This is a genomic window from Thermostichus sp. OS-CIW-29, assembly GCF_054058195.1.
In genome coordinates this window covers 21,983-38,639 of the sequence record NZ_JBSSAB010000024.1, presented here as the reverse complement: position 1 = coordinate 38,639, position 16,657 = coordinate 21,983, and the positions used below count along the sequence as shown (strand labels likewise).

Here is a 16,657-nt window from a genome sequence, read left to right as displayed (position 1 = left end):
AACCCAACCTTTCCAATCTTTAAGATTTGGCAGAAAGATTTGGCAGAGCGGCTTCAACGGTAAGATCAAGCCTTAAGGAGCAATATCCCTCCATCGCCAGCAGCGTTTGACGGAGCTCAACCCATGACCATAGACAACAACTTACTCTGGGTTTTGGTTGGAACAGCAGGGCTCTCTCTCCTCAGCCTGGTGTACGTGCTGGTGGATGAGGGCAACAAACGTCGCCGCTACGAACAGCAAAAGGAAAAAGAAGCTGCTCAGCCACCTGCGGTTGTTCCTGCAGAAGAAGCCGGGATCCCAGCTGCACCTCCTCCTTCTGCTCCTGAACCTGTTGCTGCTCAGCCCGCTTCAGCGCCACACACTGCTGACGGGTTCCCAGAAGCGTCGCGTAGCGATGACGAGGAGCCAGAAACCTCCCCGGAAGCGGTTCGCGCCAGCAGGACAGAGTCCTTGCCCAGCCCTGAGGACTCTGCTCTCCCCAAGGAGCCGGATACAGGGCCTGACCCCGCAGAGGAAATGCCGAAAGATACCCCATAACAGTTTTTTTCGGTTCTGGGGAAGTTCTGGGGATAGATGGGATCCCCATCCCGCAAGAGGGGAGCTTCATGCCCTCATCAGGGTTTGCTCTCCGTAGCGCAGCATCATCTCCAAAGCCGCGAGACGGTTGCCCCAAACTTGAACTCGATAGGGGTTGCGCAGAGATTCCAGCCGCATCCAAGTGGCAAGATTGGTTTTCAAGTTGCCCAGTTGCTGACGGGCTTGTTCCAGGGCTTCCGGGGTGGGATCCGCTGCCAAGGCCGCCAGGGATCCCTGCACCCGCTCTATTTGCTCCATCCATTGGCTGTGCTCCCACAACCCCAACCGTTTCTGCTCGAGCAAAAACATCCACTCCTGCCGCAGCGCCTGGAAGCGATCCCGAACAGCCCCAAAGGGATCCCGATAGGGAATGCGAGTCGAGGCAATGGCGGAGGACCTGAGGATGGCTTCCAGCTCTGGGGTAAGCTGCCGCACCGAGAATAAAGCAAACCCCCCGGTGGGCAAATCCCGCACCACCTGCAGTTGATCCAAGAACTCGACGGGCGGCAAGTTCAACAAATTAAGGCTGGGGACGAAGAGGGTGGAGAAGCGGCTGACAATTTCCAAATTGGGCTGCACCAGTTGCGCCAAACGCCGTGTATTGCCCGCATAGGTGAGGGGGATCAACAAATCCAGCTCCCCTGCCTGGATCCACTCTTCCCAGTTCTGCTGCAGCCTTTGCAGGCGCTCCTGCTTGGGCAGAGCATAGACAGCTGCCGAGAGGATCACGCGCGGGTTGAGGGAGCGGGCGGTGCGGGCAATGGCCTCCACCACCTCGTTCACCTGCTGGGTGCGGTAGCGGGTCCACAACTGCCAGAGGGAGCGATCCCTCAAGGGATCCAACTCCAGCGGATCGACGCCGGACAACTGCTGAAACCCCTGACGAGCGGCCCGACCGAAGCCAAACACCTGGCGGCTGGCAGCGTTTTGGAAGGGATAGCGGATGTAGTCCAGGTGGATCCCGTCTACCTGGTAGTCTTGCACTAGCTCGCGGGTAAGAGCCAGGAGATAGCTGCGCACCTGCGGATTGGCTGGGTCTAGCCAGGTTTCCGGCTGCCCGCGCGGGAACAGACGGCCACGATTGTCCAGATTGGCCCAATCGGGGTGAGCCGTCAGCACCGGGCCGATGTAGTCTTGGGGCAAGTTGATCTCCGGCAGCAGATTGTGGCGGGTGTTGCCCACCGCAAGAGTCCAAATCCAAGCGTGCAATTCGAGGCCCCGCTCATGAGCCAAGCGCACCGCCGCCCGCAAGGGATCCCGGCCACGGGTGAGGGGGTTCTGTTGGGGGGCGACGCGGCTGGGATGAATGGCAAAGCCAGCATTCATCGTCTCGAAAAAGACGGTGTTGAGGCCAGCCTGAGCCAGGCGATCGAAAATCTGAGCCAGCCCTGCCTCAGAGCCTGCCTCGACAATGGTGCTCCGATCCAGCCAAATGGCCCGTACCTCAGACAAAGCCGTCAACCGATCCACCGGGTAGTGGGCCCACAGATCCGCCCGTGCCTGTTCAAAAGCCTGCCGCGCCTGCTCGTATTGCCCTGCCTCCACCCAGGCCGGTAGCTGTTGCAACACGCTGCGGGCTTGCTCCAAAATGGGCTTGTACTCGGCTGCTTCTACCCCCCCTTGAGTGGCCCGAGCCAGCAACAGGGATCCCTCTACCCGACCCAGCAAGCTCCCCAGCTCTTGGCGCATGGCCAGCAACTCCAGGGTGTTGATGGTGCTCCGCACCGCTGGCAAAGGGGATGGGGTGGCAGCAGCCTGTCTGAGGGCAGCGAAACGGCCTTGGGCCCGGCGCAGAGCCGCTTGCAACCACTCCCGATCCAACTGCGCCGTCTCCTCGGGAAACTCCCCCCAACGCCAACCCAGGTACACACTCTGGCGGCTGGCAATCACCGCATAGGCATTGTCCCCCATGTCCACCTCTTCCCAGACGGCCACCAGACGACTTTCCGGGCCGGTGGGCAAGAGGGCTCCCCCGGCAACCACAAAGTGCTCCGCACCGCTGGCGCGATCGGCCGCCTGAACGCTGCGGGCCCATGCTTCAGCAAACTCTGTCAGGCGCACCGTACTGGCCAGAGGAATATCTCCGCTCCAGTAGGCGCCAATCAGGCTGCGTAAGGGATCCCGTGCCTCAGCAGGGATTTCCAGCGGGCCGCTGACGATCAACTGACCCCCTTCCTGTTGCATCCATTCGGCGAGAGCATGGGCTTGAGCAACGGTTAGGCGATTCACGTTTGGCAAAAAGACTGTGCTGCGCCCCCGCAAACCTGCTGGCTCGATCCCGTCGATCACCTGGTAGCTGAGGCCGCTCTGCTGCAGTTGCCGCTCGATATTGGCCCAGTTCTGCCCTGGCAAGCGTACCACCGTCAGAAAGTGCTCCGCAGCGGGGACAGCGCTTTGGCCGTGGGCAACCGGGGATCCCGTCCAAACCAGCAGACCCACCCAGAGGAAACCCAGACAAACTGCCAGGGGCTTGAAGGATCTTAAGATGAAGCCCCAGAAACGATCCCTCACCATCCCAGACCAGCCTGCTTGAGGACTCCGTCCCGCCAAAGGACTGGGGAACCGAACCGCCAACAGCATTGGATCTCCTTTCTTTGAAGACCATCCGTCAGGAGCGCGGATATGAACCTGCACCCGCCCAGACCATTCAACATTATTCAATTCAACAATGATGTTGGTGAGGATCCCTGCCAGTGGAAGGGGGAAATCCCCAGGCGGCGCTAGGGCAGGCGAGGGATCCCGTTGCTTGTCCAGGTTGAGAAATAGGGCTTATTTTGGAGTGTGACATACTCCCGCACTCATGCTGACGCAAAGCGCTCCGCGCCGCTAACGCGAAAAGGACGTTTCCTGCGCTTGAGGACTACGTCCCGCTGACGCGAAAAGAACGGGATGCCCCACCGCCCTGTGCTTGATGTTGATGGCCGCATGGTGGTCGCGCTCTAGTTCTAGCCCACAATGGGAACAAGAATGCCACCTGTCTTGAACCGCTTTCGGTACTCTTTGACCGCACCGAGAGCAGTTTTGACTGCTGCCGTTGGGGTTCACTGCAATCGCCCTCAGCCCAGCTCTTTCAGCCTTGACTGCCAGCATTTGCAGAAATTGTCCCCACCCAGCATCATAGGTGGATTTTGCTAGCTTCGTCCTCGCAATACCTTTGATATTCAGGGCTTCGTACCCAATATGCTTGCCCTTGCTTACCAGCCAGTTCGCTGTTTTGTCATGAAAATCTTTGCGCTGAGATAGTGGTTAGTGGATAGTCACTATTCACTATCCACTGGTCACTATCTACTGGTCACTATCCACTAGTCACTAGCCATAGGCGGTTTGACCCCTTCTTCTCGCGAGACAAGGCTCGCTGCAACCTCTTGAGCCTGAGCTCTGCCTTGCGATAGTACTGGGGAACTGGAACAGACTCCCCCGCATCGGTCACCAAAAAGGAGTCCAGCCCCACGTCGATCCCCATCGTGTTCTCCAGTGTTGGCGGGTCAGGGGTAAATACGGGGACAGATGAATCTTGCAGGCTCAAGGTCACATACCACCCGTCTGCCTTGCGGCTGATGGCAGCGGTCTTAATCACAAAGCCCTCAGGCAAAGGACGGTGCTGAATTATCCGAACAGCACCGATTTTGGGCAGATGGATAAACTGCCCGCAAATGCAGTCTTGTTTCATCTGGGGGAAACTGAAGGAGCGATACCGCCCAACTCCCTTGAATCTGGGTTTCCCTGCCCGCTTGCCGCTACCGTCACCCTTCAGCCAGCGGTCGAATGCTTTGTGCACTCGCTCTATGCAGTTCTGGAGGACTTGCGAATGGACTGCTCTGTACTGCGGAAACAGGGCTTTCATCTTCACCAAATCCCGTTTCTGGGAGTAGAAATCGGGATTGTCTTTTAACTCAGGCAAGTGACAGATTAAGGGACAAGCATTGCTATCACAGCGATTGTGTTGCCACCACGCAAAGCGCTCTGCCAAGCGGTAGTTGTACTGCTTGCGTAACAAGTCTAGCCATTGGTCCATCAGAGCAACTTGGCTAGAAGTAGGGCGTAAGCGATACTGGTAAGCAGTTCTCATGATGAGGGTATAAAATCCTGCTACGCCGGTCATAGCACCAGTAAGGACGAAGCATCGTGTCCTCGCCTTTTATCCCGACCCTCACCCTGGATAGTGGTGAGTGGATAGTGACTAGCCACTAGTCACTAACAGAGGGTGGGGCTTCCCGGCGGTCTAGCTAACTGCGACCAGGGCTTGATTAGCGCTCCTCCGCCAACCGCACCTGTACCGACTGGCCGTGGGCGGGCAACCCTTCCGCTTGTGTGAGAGCCTGAATGGCGCTGGCCACCTCCCGCAAAGCCGCTGAGCTGTATTGAATCAGACTGGAATGCTTTAGGAAAGTTTCCACCCCCAAAGCCGAGGCATAGCGGGCCGCACCGGCGGTGGGCAAGGTATGGTTGGGGCCGGCCAGGTAATCTCCTACCGCCTCCGGAGTATGGTGGCCCAAGAAAATGGCCCCCGCATGGCGAATGGGATCCAGCAAAGCCCAGGGATCTGCCACCTGCAGTTCCAAATGCTCTGGCGCAAACAGGTTGGACAAAGCCACCGCCGCCGTCAGATCCGGCACCACCGCAATCAGCCCGTAATTCACCACCGACTTTTCCACCATCAGACGGTTGGGATGGGCCTCCATCTGGGTGGCCACCGCCTGCTGCACCTGCTGGGCCAGCTGGAGATCGGTGGTCAGAAGGATGGCCGCCGCCAAGGGATCGTGCTCGGCTTGGGCCAGCAAATCGGCAGCCACATAAAGGGGGTTGGCGCTCTCGTCGGCGATGATCAACACCTCCGATGGCCCGGCCAGCGAGTCGATCCCCACCGTGCCGTACACCAGCTTTTTGGCCAAAGTTACGTAGATGTTGCCGGGGCCGGTGATCACGTCCACCTTGGGGATGGTCTCGGTGCCGTAGGCCAAAGCCCCTATTGCCTGAGCCCCCCCAACGCGATAGATGGTGTGGATGCCTACTTCTTGGGCGGCCACCAAAATGGCCGGGCTAATCCCCTTGCCCCCCAACCCGTCAGATCCCGGTGGCGTCACCATCACAATCTCGGGCACCCCTGCCACCTGGGCCGGGATGGCGTTCATCAACACCGTGCTGGGATAGGCGGCTCGCCCTCCCGGAATGTAGAGGCCGGCGCGATCCACAGGGCGGTATTGCTTGCCCAAGACGATCTCAGGGCCGGGAAAGCTTACCCAACTGCTGGGCACCCGCTGCCGGTGAAAAGCTTCAATGCGCTGCTTGGCCAGCCGTAGGGCTGAAAGCAATTGCGGAGATACCGCCTGGTAAGCTGCCTCTAGCTCGGCCCCAGACACCTTCAGCTCGGCAACGCTCAGCTCCACCTGGTCGAACTCAGCCGTATAGGTCAGCAGGGCCCGATCCCCCTGACGGCGTACCGCTTGCAGGATCTCCCGCACAGTTGCTTCGCGGTGCAGGTTCTGGTCAGCCTGAGTGCGCTCCGAGATCCGTCTGAGCTCGGCTTCAGCCTCGGCTAGCTGGGTGACGATTCTCAGCATAGCGACTCCTTCGCGTAGAGTGCCGCAACCCCATAGTAACGAGGGATCCGGCGGCATCGCGGTAGCAAAGCGGATCTTTCGCTGGGTCGGCTTGCGGCGACAAGAAGGGACATCCCCAGGCAGGGATCTTGTCTGCACCTGGCGCGATCCGGGTTGATCATGGTCATAGCTTAGCCTGGATTTTCCTCGACCAAGAGCCGGGTAGAGTTCGCCGATAGCCCTACTTAGGAAAAAGCCTGCCCCTTTTTCATAGGCCCAGTTCTGTCGATTTGATCAAGTTGCGAAAATCGTGGATTACCTCTTCACAGCGACGGAAAAAAGCCAGCACCCAATCCCGTAGCACCCTTTGCTGAGATTCGTCCAGTTCCTTGAGGGATCCCCGGTAGTGGATCTGGCCACTGCGCTCGATCTCGAACTGGTTCAGCCATTCTGCTTTGGATCCCTGGCGTTCCACCACTTCCTGCCGTGCTGCCTTCCAATAGTTGACGATCACCGCCTTGCCCAAATAGCCGGTTGTAATCTGGCAGAGACGGTTCAGAGATTGCACGAAGACATCCATCTCCATGCGCGGGCCCGCCGCAGGAGCGGAACTGGGCTGGGTAGCGTTCCGGCCTGCCTCCGCCTGGCTGGTAAATAGACGAAAGGTGGCCAAGCCCTTTGGCGTATCCTGCTGCAGCTCGGCTCGCAGGCGGTTCACGGCCAAGGTGTAAACCGGCATCACCAGCTCGTCATTCACCGCCACCAGCAACGCCCATTCCGGCCCGAGGGGGTAAACGAAGACCCGCTGCTCGGCAAACTGAAAATCAAAATAGTCAAGTCCTGGGGGCATGGTCTGCAAAACTTGAAACAGCCCTTCGGTGAGGGCCTGTTGCTGTCGGCTATCCAAATCCTGAAAAGAGCGGTAGAAGAAAGGGCGACCTGCCCGACTCAAGAGCGCCACCCCCATCACCCCACGGATGGACAAAAAACTGTCGAGCGTTTCCTTCTCCATGCCCACTCAACTTGGATAACACTCTTACTCTTATCCTGACTTAGATTGCCCGACGGTGGGCGAGCACAACCAACCGAGAGCTGGATGCTCGATGTTTGGGATTGATGTTTGGGATTTAGGAAATGCACCGGGACAAAAACGCCTCGATCCGTCCCACCGCCTCCTCCAGACGGGATCCCTCGACCACCAAAGCAAAGCGGACATAGCCTTCCCCACTGGGGCCAAAGCCAGAACCCGGAGACAGGGCAACCCCTGTGGCTCTCACCAAGTCCAAACAAAACTGGGCAGAAGAGCCGCGATAAAACTCCGGCAAAGGCGCCCACAGATACATGGTGGCCTCCGGCAAAGGCACAGGCCAACCCATGCGGTGCAGAGCCGCCACGGCTATATCCCGTCGCTCGCGGTACACCTGCCGCCAGCGCTGCAAAAAGCTATCGGGAACTGTCAAAGCTGCTGCTGCCCCCCGCAGAATGCCCTGGTATTGGTGGAAGTCGATGGTGGATTTCACCCATCGCAGGGCTCGGATCAGCTCTCGGCTGCCAATGGCGTAGGCCACCCGGAACCCTCCCATGTGATAGGACTTGGAAAGAGAAAAAAACTCGATGGTGCGGGTTTTATCGGGATCCGCCTGCAGCGCGGAAGGGGCTACCTGGCCGTCGAAACGCCAGTCCACATAGGGAAAATCGTGGGCCAGAACGATGTCGTACTGCTGACAAAACTGCAGGGTTTCTTGCCAAAACTCCGGGGTGACGGTGGCAGTGGTGGGGTTGTGGGGGTAGTTCAACACCAGCAGCCGCGCCTGCCGGCAGATTGCCTCCGGGATCCGATCCCACTGGGGCAAGAAGCGGTTTTCCGCCCGCAGGGGCAGGTAGTAGGGGATCCCGCCCGCCAGATGGATCCCGCCCACGTGAGAGGGATAGGCCGGATCCGCAACCAAAGCAACATCGCCGGGGTTGAGCAGGGCCAGGGGCAAGAGGGCCGTTCCCTGCTGGGATCCGATCAACGGCAGCACCTCTGTTTCCGGATCGATCTCCAGGCCGAACTTGCCCCTGTACCACTTGGCGCAGGCAGAGCGAAAGTCCGCCGTGTCGTGAAACAGCGTGTAGCCATAGGTAGAGGGATCCGACAGAGCCGATTGGATGGCCGCCAAGGAGTCTGAAGGTGGGGGCAGATCGGAGGATCCCAGAGACAGATCGATCACATCCAGGCCAGAGCGACGAGCCTCTCGCTTGGCTTGATCCATTTGGTCAAACACATTGCCGCCGAGGGGCTGAAGTCGCTGGGCGAGGGGAATCGACATGCAACAACTCTTGCAAAGCAGGGGGGTCTATCCTAGCTTGAGGATCCCCTCAGGGATTGTCGCCAGAAGTGGGGGAAGAGAGTGAGGTTGGGCGCGTGCTGGCTGCCGGCCCCCGGTCGAAAATCTCGATGTGCCACTGCCCTTGGCCGTTGCTCTCGAAGGCGATAAACCGGCCATCGCCGCTGATGGTGGGGTTGCGCACATCTCCCGGCACCCGGCTGCTGATGTTTTCTATCCTGCGGGTTTCGCGGTCGTAGAGAAAAATCTCAGACTTGCCCAGAGCATTGGACACGTAGACGATGTAGCGACCATCGGCGCTGATGTCGGGCGAGGTGGCCGCCACGTCGCTGGAGTTGAGGCCGGGCAGATCCACCAAGCGACGTTCCACCGTGTCGTAGAGAAAAATATCCTGGCTGCCGCTGCGGGCCGAGGAAAACACCAGGTAGCGGCCATCTCCGTTGAAAGCAGGCTCCCCATCGGGGAAGATGCTGTTGAGGCCACTGTTGGTCAGGCTGGGACGCGGGGTGCGAAAACCTGCGGGGCTGCAGCCCAACAGCACCAAGCTCAATCCGGCCAGGCCCAGCTTTCTCGCCCACCGGGCCGCGCCAAACAGGATCCAGCCATTGGTCAGCATGGCATCGCCTCTCCAACCCACTCTTCCCATCATACCCGGTTGACAAACTCGGCTCCGGCTAGGGCTCCACCTTGACACCCTTCCAGAAGGCCACATAGCCCCGGATGTTGGCCGCAGCGGGTTTGGGATCCGGGTAGTACCAGGCGGCATCTTTGTTCTCCTGGCCGTTGACCACGAGGGTGTAGTAGCTGGCCTCCCCCTTCCAGGGGCAGGTGGTGTGGGTAGAGCTGGGCTGGAAGTATTCCCGGCGCAGAGATTCCGGCGGAAAATAGATGTTGCCTTCTACGGTTTCGTAGCGGTCTGTCTCCGCCACCACTACCCCATTCCAGATAGCCCTGGGCATGGAAAACCTCCTCTTGCCAAGTTTTGGATATCGGATTTTTGAGTTGCGGATCCCGGCGGCTGAGGCCGCCTTGCTTTGAGCTTAACTCTTCCCTTCCTCTTATGATCGTCTTGTATTGTCCCTTGTATTGTCCGATGAGAAGCTCTCTGTCCGGTGGGGAAGCCTGCCGATCCCGAGAGCAAAGTGGAGCATGACTCTAGTCAATAATAAGCTCAACTATACTGAAAATAATGTATAATATGTTCAGTACGGATTACTACCAGTTGATCTTTCTGTTTACTTTCGAGTCTGCCAACATGGTAGCCAAAGCAAAGCAGAAAATTGGTAGTAAGACGACACGGAAACTGCGCTTTGGGTATTCTACTCAAAGCTTTGCGGGATACCGCCATTCTGTTTGGACTCCGTCCCGCTAACGCGAATGGAAACAAACAGAATGCTATCGCTGCATAGTTGAACAGTGATGTTCAGCAGTGTTCAGCGTAAATGTATCAGTCTTTTAAGGGCTGCTTCCTACCGCTATTGAGCGCTACGGCTATGGCTCGCCGCAACACCCTACAAGATGACCTCAACTACCAACAAGCCAAGCGCAGCCTGCGCCAGTGGGTGGCCCAACTGGATCTGCGCCCCCAAGAGGTCGCGGGCTTAGAAGGGGAGTTGGAGAGCTTGCAAGCGCTCTTGGACAAGCTGGAAACCGAGGTCATCCACATCGCCGCCTTTGGTCTGGTGGGGCGAGGCAAGTCTTCCCTGCTCAATGCCCTGCTGGGCGAGCCAGTCTTTGAGACGGGGCCCACCCATGGCATCACCCGTACCCAGCAAGCGGCAACTTGGAACATCAGCTGGGAAACCCGCCCCCAGTCCTCCTTCTCTGGCACATCCCTGCAGGGATCCCGCCTCCCCCCTTCCTCGGTGCAGTCGGTACAGGTCGCCCATTGGCAGGGATCCCGTCTGGAGCTGATCGACACTCCCGGCCTGGATGAAGTAGACGGCGAAGAGCGGGCGCGGCTGGCCCGAGAAGTGGCGCAGCGGGCGGATTTGATCCTGTTTGTCGTCTGCGGGGATCTGACGCGGGTGGAGTTTGAGGCTCTGGCCACCCTGCGGGAGGCGGGCAAGCCTATGCTGCTGGTGTTCAACAAGATCGACCAGTACCCAGAGGCAGATCGCCAGGCCATTTACGACAAGATCCGCAACGAACGGGTGCGGCAGCTCCTTTCTCCCAACGAGATCGTCATGGTGGCGGCCTCCCCTCGCGTACCCCGCCTGGTGCAAAGGCCGGATGGGAGCTTTGCTGCCCAGATGGAAGTGGGATCCCCGCAGGTGGATGAGCTGCGCCTGAAAATCCTGGAAGTCCTGCATCGGGAGGGGCGTTCGCTGCTGGCCTTGAATGCCCTCCTGTTTGCCGATCGGGTTAACCAGCAGGTAATTGAGCGCAAGCTGCAAACCCGTGCCCAGCAAGCCCAAGACCTCATCGCCTCAGCCGCCCGCACCAAAGCGCTGGCGGTTGCCCTCAACCCCATCACCCTGCTCGATACCTTGGGAGGGCTGGCCATCGATGTCACCCTGATCCTGCGCCTGGCCCGCCTGTACGGCTGGCCCATGAGCACTGCAGGAGCCACACAACTGCTGCAGAAGATCATCCTCAGCATGCTCAGCCTGGGCGCCGGCGAGTGGGTGGCGCTGTTGGGCCTGGGATCCCTGAAAACCTTGCTGGGGGGATTCTCTCTGGGAGCCTACGGTTCCGTGGCCCTGACGCAGGCGGTGTTGGCCGGGTTTTCCTGCTATGCCATCGGCGAGTCCGCCCGCCGCTACCTGGCCCAGGGAGCCAGTTGGGGGCCAGAGGGGCCCAAAGCCGCCATAGCCCAGATTTTGGCCGATTTGGACGAAGCCTCGATTACCGCCCGCCTGCGGGAGGAAATCCGCCACAAAATCGGATTTGCTTTCCCCTGAACCTCTACAATCGCCTCTACCATCAGAGAGCCGAGCCGCATCGTTCGCATGACCTACTGCCTTGGCATCATCACCCGCTTTGGCTTGGTGATGGCGGCAGATTCCCGCACCAACGCCGGGGTGGACTACGTCTCCACCTACCAAAAGCTGTTCGATTTTTCCGTGCCCGAAGAGCGGGTGATCTTGATCTGCACCTCCGGCAACCTGTCCATCACCCAGGGCGTTTTGACCGAAGTGCAGCGGGATCTGCGCCAACAGGAAAGTTCCAATCTCCACACCTTCCCCCATCTCTACGACGTGGCCCGCTACCTGGGATCCAAAATTCGTTACATCCAGGAGCAAGACCGACCCTGGCTGGAAAAAGACGGCATCGACGCCCAGTGCAGCCTGTTGTTGGGGGGACAGATCCGAGGCGAGGAGCCGGCCCTCTTTTTGATCTACAGCCAGGGCAACTGCATCCAGGCCACCCCGGAAACCCCTTTTTTGCAGGTGGGGGAAACCAAATACGGCAAGCCAATCTTGGATCGCACCCTCTCCTACGAAACCTCGCTAGCAGATGCGGCCAAATGCGCTCTCCTCTCCATCGACTCCACCATGAAATCCAACATCTCCGTCGGCCCCCCCATCGATTTGGTGATGGTGCAAGCGGATCAGTTCAAGGTCACCCACCGTCTGCGCCTGCGCACCGGGGATCCCTACCTGGCCAAGATGCGCAAACTGTGGGAAAGCGCCCTCAAACAAGCCTTCGACCAAATGCCCCCCATCGAGTGGGACTACTCGGATCCAGCTGATCGGGAAGAGCTGCTCGACTGAGAGGAGGAGATTGGTAGGATAGGGGTTAATCCATCTCTGCCCAACCCCTGCCATGTCAGCCCACACCTTTCAAGACTTGATCTTTCGCCTGCAACAGTTTTGGGGGGAGCAGGGCTGCTTGATCCTACAACCCTACGACCTGGAAAAAGGCGCCGGCACCATGAGCCCCCACACGTTTTTGCGCGCCTTGGGGCCGGATCCCTGGCGAGTGGCCTATGTCGAACCCTGTCGCCGCCCCACCGATGGACGCTACGGTCAAAACCCCAATCGCCTGCAGCACTATTTTCAATACCAAGTGTTGATCAAGCCCTCCCCCGATGACATTCAAGATGTGTACCTAAATAGCCTGCAAGCTTTGGGCGTGAACCCGGCAGAACACGATGTTCGCTTTGTGGAAGATGACTGGGAATCTCCCACCTTGGGGGCTTGGGGCGTGGGCTGGGAAGTGTGGCTGGACGGCATGGAAGTAACCCAGTTCACCTACTTTCAGCAGGTGGGCGGACAAGATTGTCGCCCGGTTTCTGTAGAAATTACCTATGGGCTAGAGCGCCTGGCCATGTATCTGCAGGGGGTGGATTCGGTTTTCGATCTCTGCTGGAATGAGCATCCTTCTCTGGGACGGATTACCTATGGACAAATCTATTTCCAAAATGAGGTCGAGCAATCTTATTACAACTTCGAGTATTCCGATCCGGAGATGCTACTGGAATTGTTCCGGCTCTACGAAGCCGAGGCCAAGCGTTTGATCGAAACCACCCAACAGAAACTGCAGAAACAGGTGTTGCCGGATCGGTTGGCCGTGTCTCTGCTCCTGCCCGCCTACGACTATGTGCTCAAGTGCTCCCACACCTTTAACCTGCTCGACGCTCGTGGTGTCATTGCTGTAGCCGAGCGCACCCTCTACATTGGGCGCATCCGTAACCTGGCTCGACAATTGGCGGAGCTGTACGTTAGCCAAGCCGATCGACCGGGATCCAGCTATGCCCTGCGGCAACCGGAACCCGCTTTGGTTTACAGGGGTGCCTCTCCCCAGAGTTAATTCTTGAGAAAGGGATCCCACCTTTGGCTATGATAAGAGATTGGTGTCAGCAAGGTGCTGGCTGCCCAAATGGCTCTTGTGGAAAGTCAGTGACCTCGTTTTCATCCTCTTTTTCTGACCAGTTCACCTTACTTTTTTCGGAAAATCTTTATGTTTTACCATCATCCCATCACTCGGGTTTCCATCTTTATTGATGGCAATAATATGTTTTATGCTCAACAGAAAAATGGCTGGTTTTTTGACCCACGCCGGGTGTTGGATTATTTTGTTAGATCACAGCCGAATGTTGAATTGGTCAACGCATTTTGGTACACCGGCATCAAGGATCCCCATGATCAGAGGGCCTTTCGAGACGCTCTGATCAGCATGGGCTTCACTGTGCGCACCAAGATCCTCAAAGAATATCGAGATGAAGACTCCGGTCGGTACTCCCAAAAAGCAAATCTGGATATCGAAATAGTAATCGATATGTTCAACACCGTTGGCCAGTACGATAGGATCATTCTATTTAGCGGCGATGGAGATTTTGAGCGGGCCGTCGAGCTGTTGCGTTCCAAAAACACGCTGATTACAGTTGTCTCCACCGAAGGGATGATCGCCCGCGAGCTGCGCAACGCCACCGACCGCTACATCGACCTCAATGACATTCGCCCCTACATTGAGAAGTTAGACAAGTAGTGCTTTGGGCAGGGTTCTGGACTGCTTCCTCTGCCGTCGGGTCAGACCCATAGCCTCCTGGCGAGCTGGCGACAACACCGCCTAAGTTCGTTCTGGCTTTTTCCATCTTCACGGATCCCATCCCTGCCACACAAGCGGCACGTCTGTTGTACCGGCTCTAGTCAGCGCTGCCGGAAAGGAGCTGTCCCGGCCAATTCCAGTAGGGTGCTCTGGTGTCCGGCAGAAGGGCTGTGTCTTCTCCCCTTGGCAGCCAACTTCTGGGCAACCTCAGTTCAGGCAGGGGAGCAGAGAGGCTAGCATTGTAAAAAATCTTTGCCCTGATCAGGTTTTTATGACCGGCGTTCCTGTCTCCCGTATTCGCAACTTTTCCATCATCGCCCACATCGACCACGGCAAATCCACCCTCGCCGATCGCCTCCTGCAGGAAACGGGCACCGTTTCAGCCCGCGAGATGAAGCCACAACTGCTGGACAGCATGGAACTGGAGCGGGAACGGGGCATTACCATCAAGCTGCAGGCGGCCCGCATGAACTACCGTGCCCAAGACGGCCAAGACTATGTTTTGAACCTGATCGACACGCCGGGGCATGTGGACTTCACCTACGAAGTCTCCCGCTCCCTGGCCGCCTGTGAAGGGGCGCTGCTGGTGGTGGATGCCTCTCAAGGGGTGGAGGCCCAAACCCTGGCCAACGTCTACCTGGCCCTGGAGAACAACCTGGAAATTATTCCGGTGATCAACAAAATCGACCTGCCGGGCGCCGAGCCGGAGCGGGTCATTGCCGAGATTGAGCAGGTAATCGGCCTCGACTGCAGCGGGGCAATCCTGGCCTCTGCCAAGGTGGGTATTGGCATTCAAGAGATTCTGGAGGCCATTGTGCAGCGGGTGCCCCCCCCACGGGATACAGTGGCGGATCCCCTGCGGGCCTTGATTTTCGATAGCTACTACGACGCCTATCGCGGCGTGATCGTCTATGTGCGCATCATGGACGGGGAGGTGAAAACGGGGGACAAGATTTGCTTTATGGCCTCTGGCCGAGAATACGAGATTACCGAGCTGGGGGTGATGCGTCCCAACCAAGAGCCGGTGGATGCCCTACATGCGGGCGAGGTGGGCTACATGGCCGCCGCCATCAAGAGCGTGGAACACGCCCGTGTTGGGGATACCATCACACTGGTGAATCGCAAAGCTCCTGAGCCCCTGCCTGGCTACAAAGAAGCCAAGCCGATGGTGTTTTGTGGCCTGTTCCCCAGCAGCTCCGATCAGTACGCCGAACTCAAAGAGGCTCTGGAAAAGCTCAAGCTCAACGATGCTGCCCTGTACTTTGAGCCAGAAATTTCCAGCGCCATGGGCTTCGGCTTCCGCTGTGGTTTTCTGGGCCTGCTGCACATGGAGGTGGTGCAGGAACGCCTAGAGCGGGAGTACAATCTCGATCTGGTGATCACAGCTCCGACGGTGGTGTACCAAGTTACCCTCAACAACGGCTCTGTGATTCGGGTGGACAATCCCAGCAAGCTGCCTCCCCCCAACGAGCGCACCAGCATTGAGGAGCCGATTGTCAGGGTAGAGGTGATTCTTCCTGAGGAATTTGTCGGTACCGTGATGGAGCTGTGTGAGACCAAACGCGGCACTTTTAAAGACATGAAATATCTGGCGCAGGGTCGGACTACGCTGGTGTATGAGCTGCCCCTGGCGGAAGTGGTCACCGACTTTTTCGACCAATTGAAATCACGCACTCGTGGTTATGCCAGCATGGACTACCAAATGATTGGCTATCGCGCCGATGATTTGGTGCGTTTGGACATTTTGATCAACGGCGATGTGGTGGATTCTCTATCCACGATTGTGCATCGGGATAAAGCTTTTTATGTAGGCCGTTCCCTAGTTGCCAAGTTACGGGAGCTGATCCCACGCCATCAATTTGAAGTGCCCATTCAGGCGGCGATTGGCTCTAAAGTGATTGCTCGTGAAACCATACCGGCCCTGCGCAAAAACGTCTTGGCCAAATGCTACGGAGGAGACGTGACCCGCAAGCGCAAGCTTTTGGAAAAACAAAAAGAGGGGAAAAAACGCATGAAGGCGGTGGGAACAGTGGATGTGCCCCAAGAAGCGTTTATGGCCGTGCTGAAGCTGCAGAATGACTAGGGCGATGGGCACTCAACTGGGGCGGGAAGAGGTGTTGGCCTGGCTACAGGAGCGGGTGTCTCCTCCTCGCCTCCGCCATATCTTGGGGGTAGAGGCGATGGCCCGGCAACTGGCGGCCCACCATGGGCTGGATGAGCAGAAAGCTGCCTGGGCAGGCCTGATGCACGACTTGGCCAAGGCTTTCCCGCCGGAGCAACTGTTGCAAAGGGTGGCTCAGGAACGGGAGCTGGATGAAATTGAGCGGGCCGAACCTCACATCCTGCATGCTGAGGTGGGATCCCTGGTGGCGCGGGAGCAGTTTCAGGTACAGGATCCGGAGATTTTGGCGGCCATTGCCAACCACACGCTAGGGCAGCCCGGCATGGATCCCCTCAGTTGCGTGGTTTTCGTGGCCGATGCCCTGGAGCCGAATCGGGGCAACAGCCCAGAATTGGAGCGGTTGCGGCAGATGGCTTTTGTAGATTTGTCTAAAACCGTAGTGGGAGTATGTGACTTGAGCCTAAAATTTTTGCTAGACCGGAATCAGGTGGTTCATCCGCGCACACTCATGACTCGGAATCATTTTTTGTTACATCCTTTAGAAAAAGCGGTGTCCTAGGTTAACTCAGTCGTTTCAGGAGGGTTTTAGTTGCTAC

Annotated in this window: 13 protein-coding genes and 2 pseudogenes; 7 read left to right on the top strand and 8 right to left on the bottom strand. The window is 58.0% G+C overall.

Translation table 11 applies throughout. The features are described 5' to 3' along the window. Nucleotides 1-123: 123 nt before the first annotated feature. The gene (locus tag ACVWZJ_RS09495; protein ID WP_011431749.1) at nucleotides 124-537 is read left to right on the top strand and encodes a hypothetical protein; all 414 of its coding nucleotides are present in this window, start codon (nucleotides 124-126) and stop codon (nucleotides 535-537) included. Nucleotides 538-603: 66 nt separating this feature from the next. Here ACVWZJ_RS09495 and ACVWZJ_RS09490 read toward each other — a convergent pair whose 3' ends face one another. The 8 genes and pseudogenes from ACVWZJ_RS09490 to ACVWZJ_RS09455 form a co-directional block, all read right to left on the bottom strand. After that, the gene (locus ACVWZJ_RS09490) at nucleotides 604-3,156 is read right to left on the bottom strand and encodes a glycoside hydrolase family 10 protein (protein ID WP_011431748.1); all 2,553 of its coding nucleotides are present in this window, start codon (nucleotides 3,154-3,156) and stop codon (nucleotides 604-606) included. Nucleotides 3,157-3,402: 246 nt separating this feature from the next. Next, nucleotides 3,403-3,816 (bottom strand): annotated as a pseudogene (locus ACVWZJ_RS09485) (RNA-guided endonuclease InsQ/TnpB family protein); the annotation flags it as partial. A gap of 75 nt (nucleotides 3,817-3,891) precedes the next feature. Next, nucleotides 3,892-4,645: pseudogene (locus tag ACVWZJ_RS09480) on the bottom strand (RNA-guided endonuclease InsQ/TnpB family protein); the annotation flags it as partial. Nucleotides 4,646-4,823: 178 nt separating this feature from the next. Beyond that, entirely contained in the window at nucleotides 4,824-6,137 is a 1,314-nt protein-coding gene (hisD, locus tag ACVWZJ_RS09475; protein WP_011431745.1) for a histidinol dehydrogenase, read from the bottom strand. Between the two features lie 247 nt (nucleotides 6,138-6,384). Then, a complete protein-coding gene (locus tag ACVWZJ_RS09470) occupies nucleotides 6,385-7,128 on the bottom strand; it encodes a hypothetical protein (RefSeq protein ID WP_238376831.1) in 744 nt (247 codons plus the stop codon). A 115-nt stretch (nucleotides 7,129-7,243) separates the two neighbouring features. After that, nucleotides 7,244-8,428 carry an LL-diaminopimelate aminotransferase gene (locus ACVWZJ_RS09465; RefSeq protein WP_011431743.1) on the bottom strand — a complete coding sequence of 395 codons (1,185 nt, stop codon included), beginning with the start codon at nucleotides 8,426-8,428 and terminating at the stop codon, nucleotides 7,244-7,246. 49 nt (nucleotides 8,429-8,477) lie between these two features. Beyond that, complete coding sequence (locus tag ACVWZJ_RS09460) at nucleotides 8,478-9,062, bottom strand: TolB family protein (RefSeq protein WP_457395914.1); 585 nt, start codon at nucleotides 9,060-9,062, stop codon at nucleotides 8,478-8,480. Nucleotides 9,063-9,120: 58 nt separating this feature from the next. Next, the gene (locus tag ACVWZJ_RS09455) at nucleotides 9,121-9,405 is read right to left on the bottom strand and encodes a DUF427 domain-containing protein (protein ID WP_414328853.1); all 285 of its coding nucleotides are present in this window, start codon (nucleotides 9,403-9,405) and stop codon (nucleotides 9,121-9,123) included. 534 nt (nucleotides 9,406-9,939) lie between these two features. Between ACVWZJ_RS09455 and ACVWZJ_RS09450 the strand changes: the two genes are divergently transcribed. From ACVWZJ_RS09450 to yqeK, 6 genes are all read left to right on the top strand, one after another. Further along, nucleotides 9,940-11,349: a DUF697 domain-containing protein gene (locus ACVWZJ_RS09450; RefSeq protein ID WP_414328677.1), complete on the top strand. Its 1,410-nt coding sequence runs from the start codon at nucleotides 9,940-9,942 to the stop codon at nucleotides 11,347-11,349. Between the two features lie 48 nt (nucleotides 11,350-11,397). After that, nucleotides 11,398-12,162 carry a proteasome-type protease gene (locus ACVWZJ_RS09445; protein ID WP_011431739.1) on the top strand — a complete coding sequence of 255 codons (765 nt, stop codon included), beginning with the start codon at nucleotides 11,398-11,400 and terminating at the stop codon, nucleotides 12,160-12,162. 52 nt (nucleotides 12,163-12,214) lie between these two features. Next, the gene (gene glyQ / locus ACVWZJ_RS09440) at nucleotides 12,215-13,201 is read left to right on the top strand and encodes a glycine--tRNA ligase subunit alpha (protein ID WP_414328660.1); all 987 of its coding nucleotides are present in this window, start codon (nucleotides 12,215-12,217) and stop codon (nucleotides 13,199-13,201) included. 150 nt (nucleotides 13,202-13,351) lie between these two features. After that, nucleotides 13,352-13,879, top strand: a complete 528-nt coding sequence (locus tag ACVWZJ_RS09435; RefSeq protein ID WP_457395913.1) for a LabA-like NYN domain-containing protein — start codon at nucleotides 13,352-13,354, stop codon at nucleotides 13,877-13,879. A 331-nt stretch (nucleotides 13,880-14,210) separates the two neighbouring features. After that, complete coding sequence (lepA, locus tag ACVWZJ_RS09430; protein ID WP_414328663.1) at nucleotides 14,211-16,022, top strand: translation elongation factor 4; 1,812 nt, start codon at nucleotides 14,211-14,213, stop codon at nucleotides 16,020-16,022. Beyond that, nucleotides 16,015-16,620 (top strand): bis(5'-nucleosyl)-tetraphosphatase (symmetrical) YqeK, encoded by a 606-nt coding sequence (yqeK, locus tag ACVWZJ_RS09425; RefSeq protein WP_457395912.1) that lies wholly within the window; start codon nucleotides 16,015-16,017, stop codon nucleotides 16,618-16,620. Before lepA ends, yqeK begins: the two co-directional genes overlap by 8 nt. The last annotated feature ends 37 nt before the right edge of the window (nucleotides 16,621-16,657 follow it).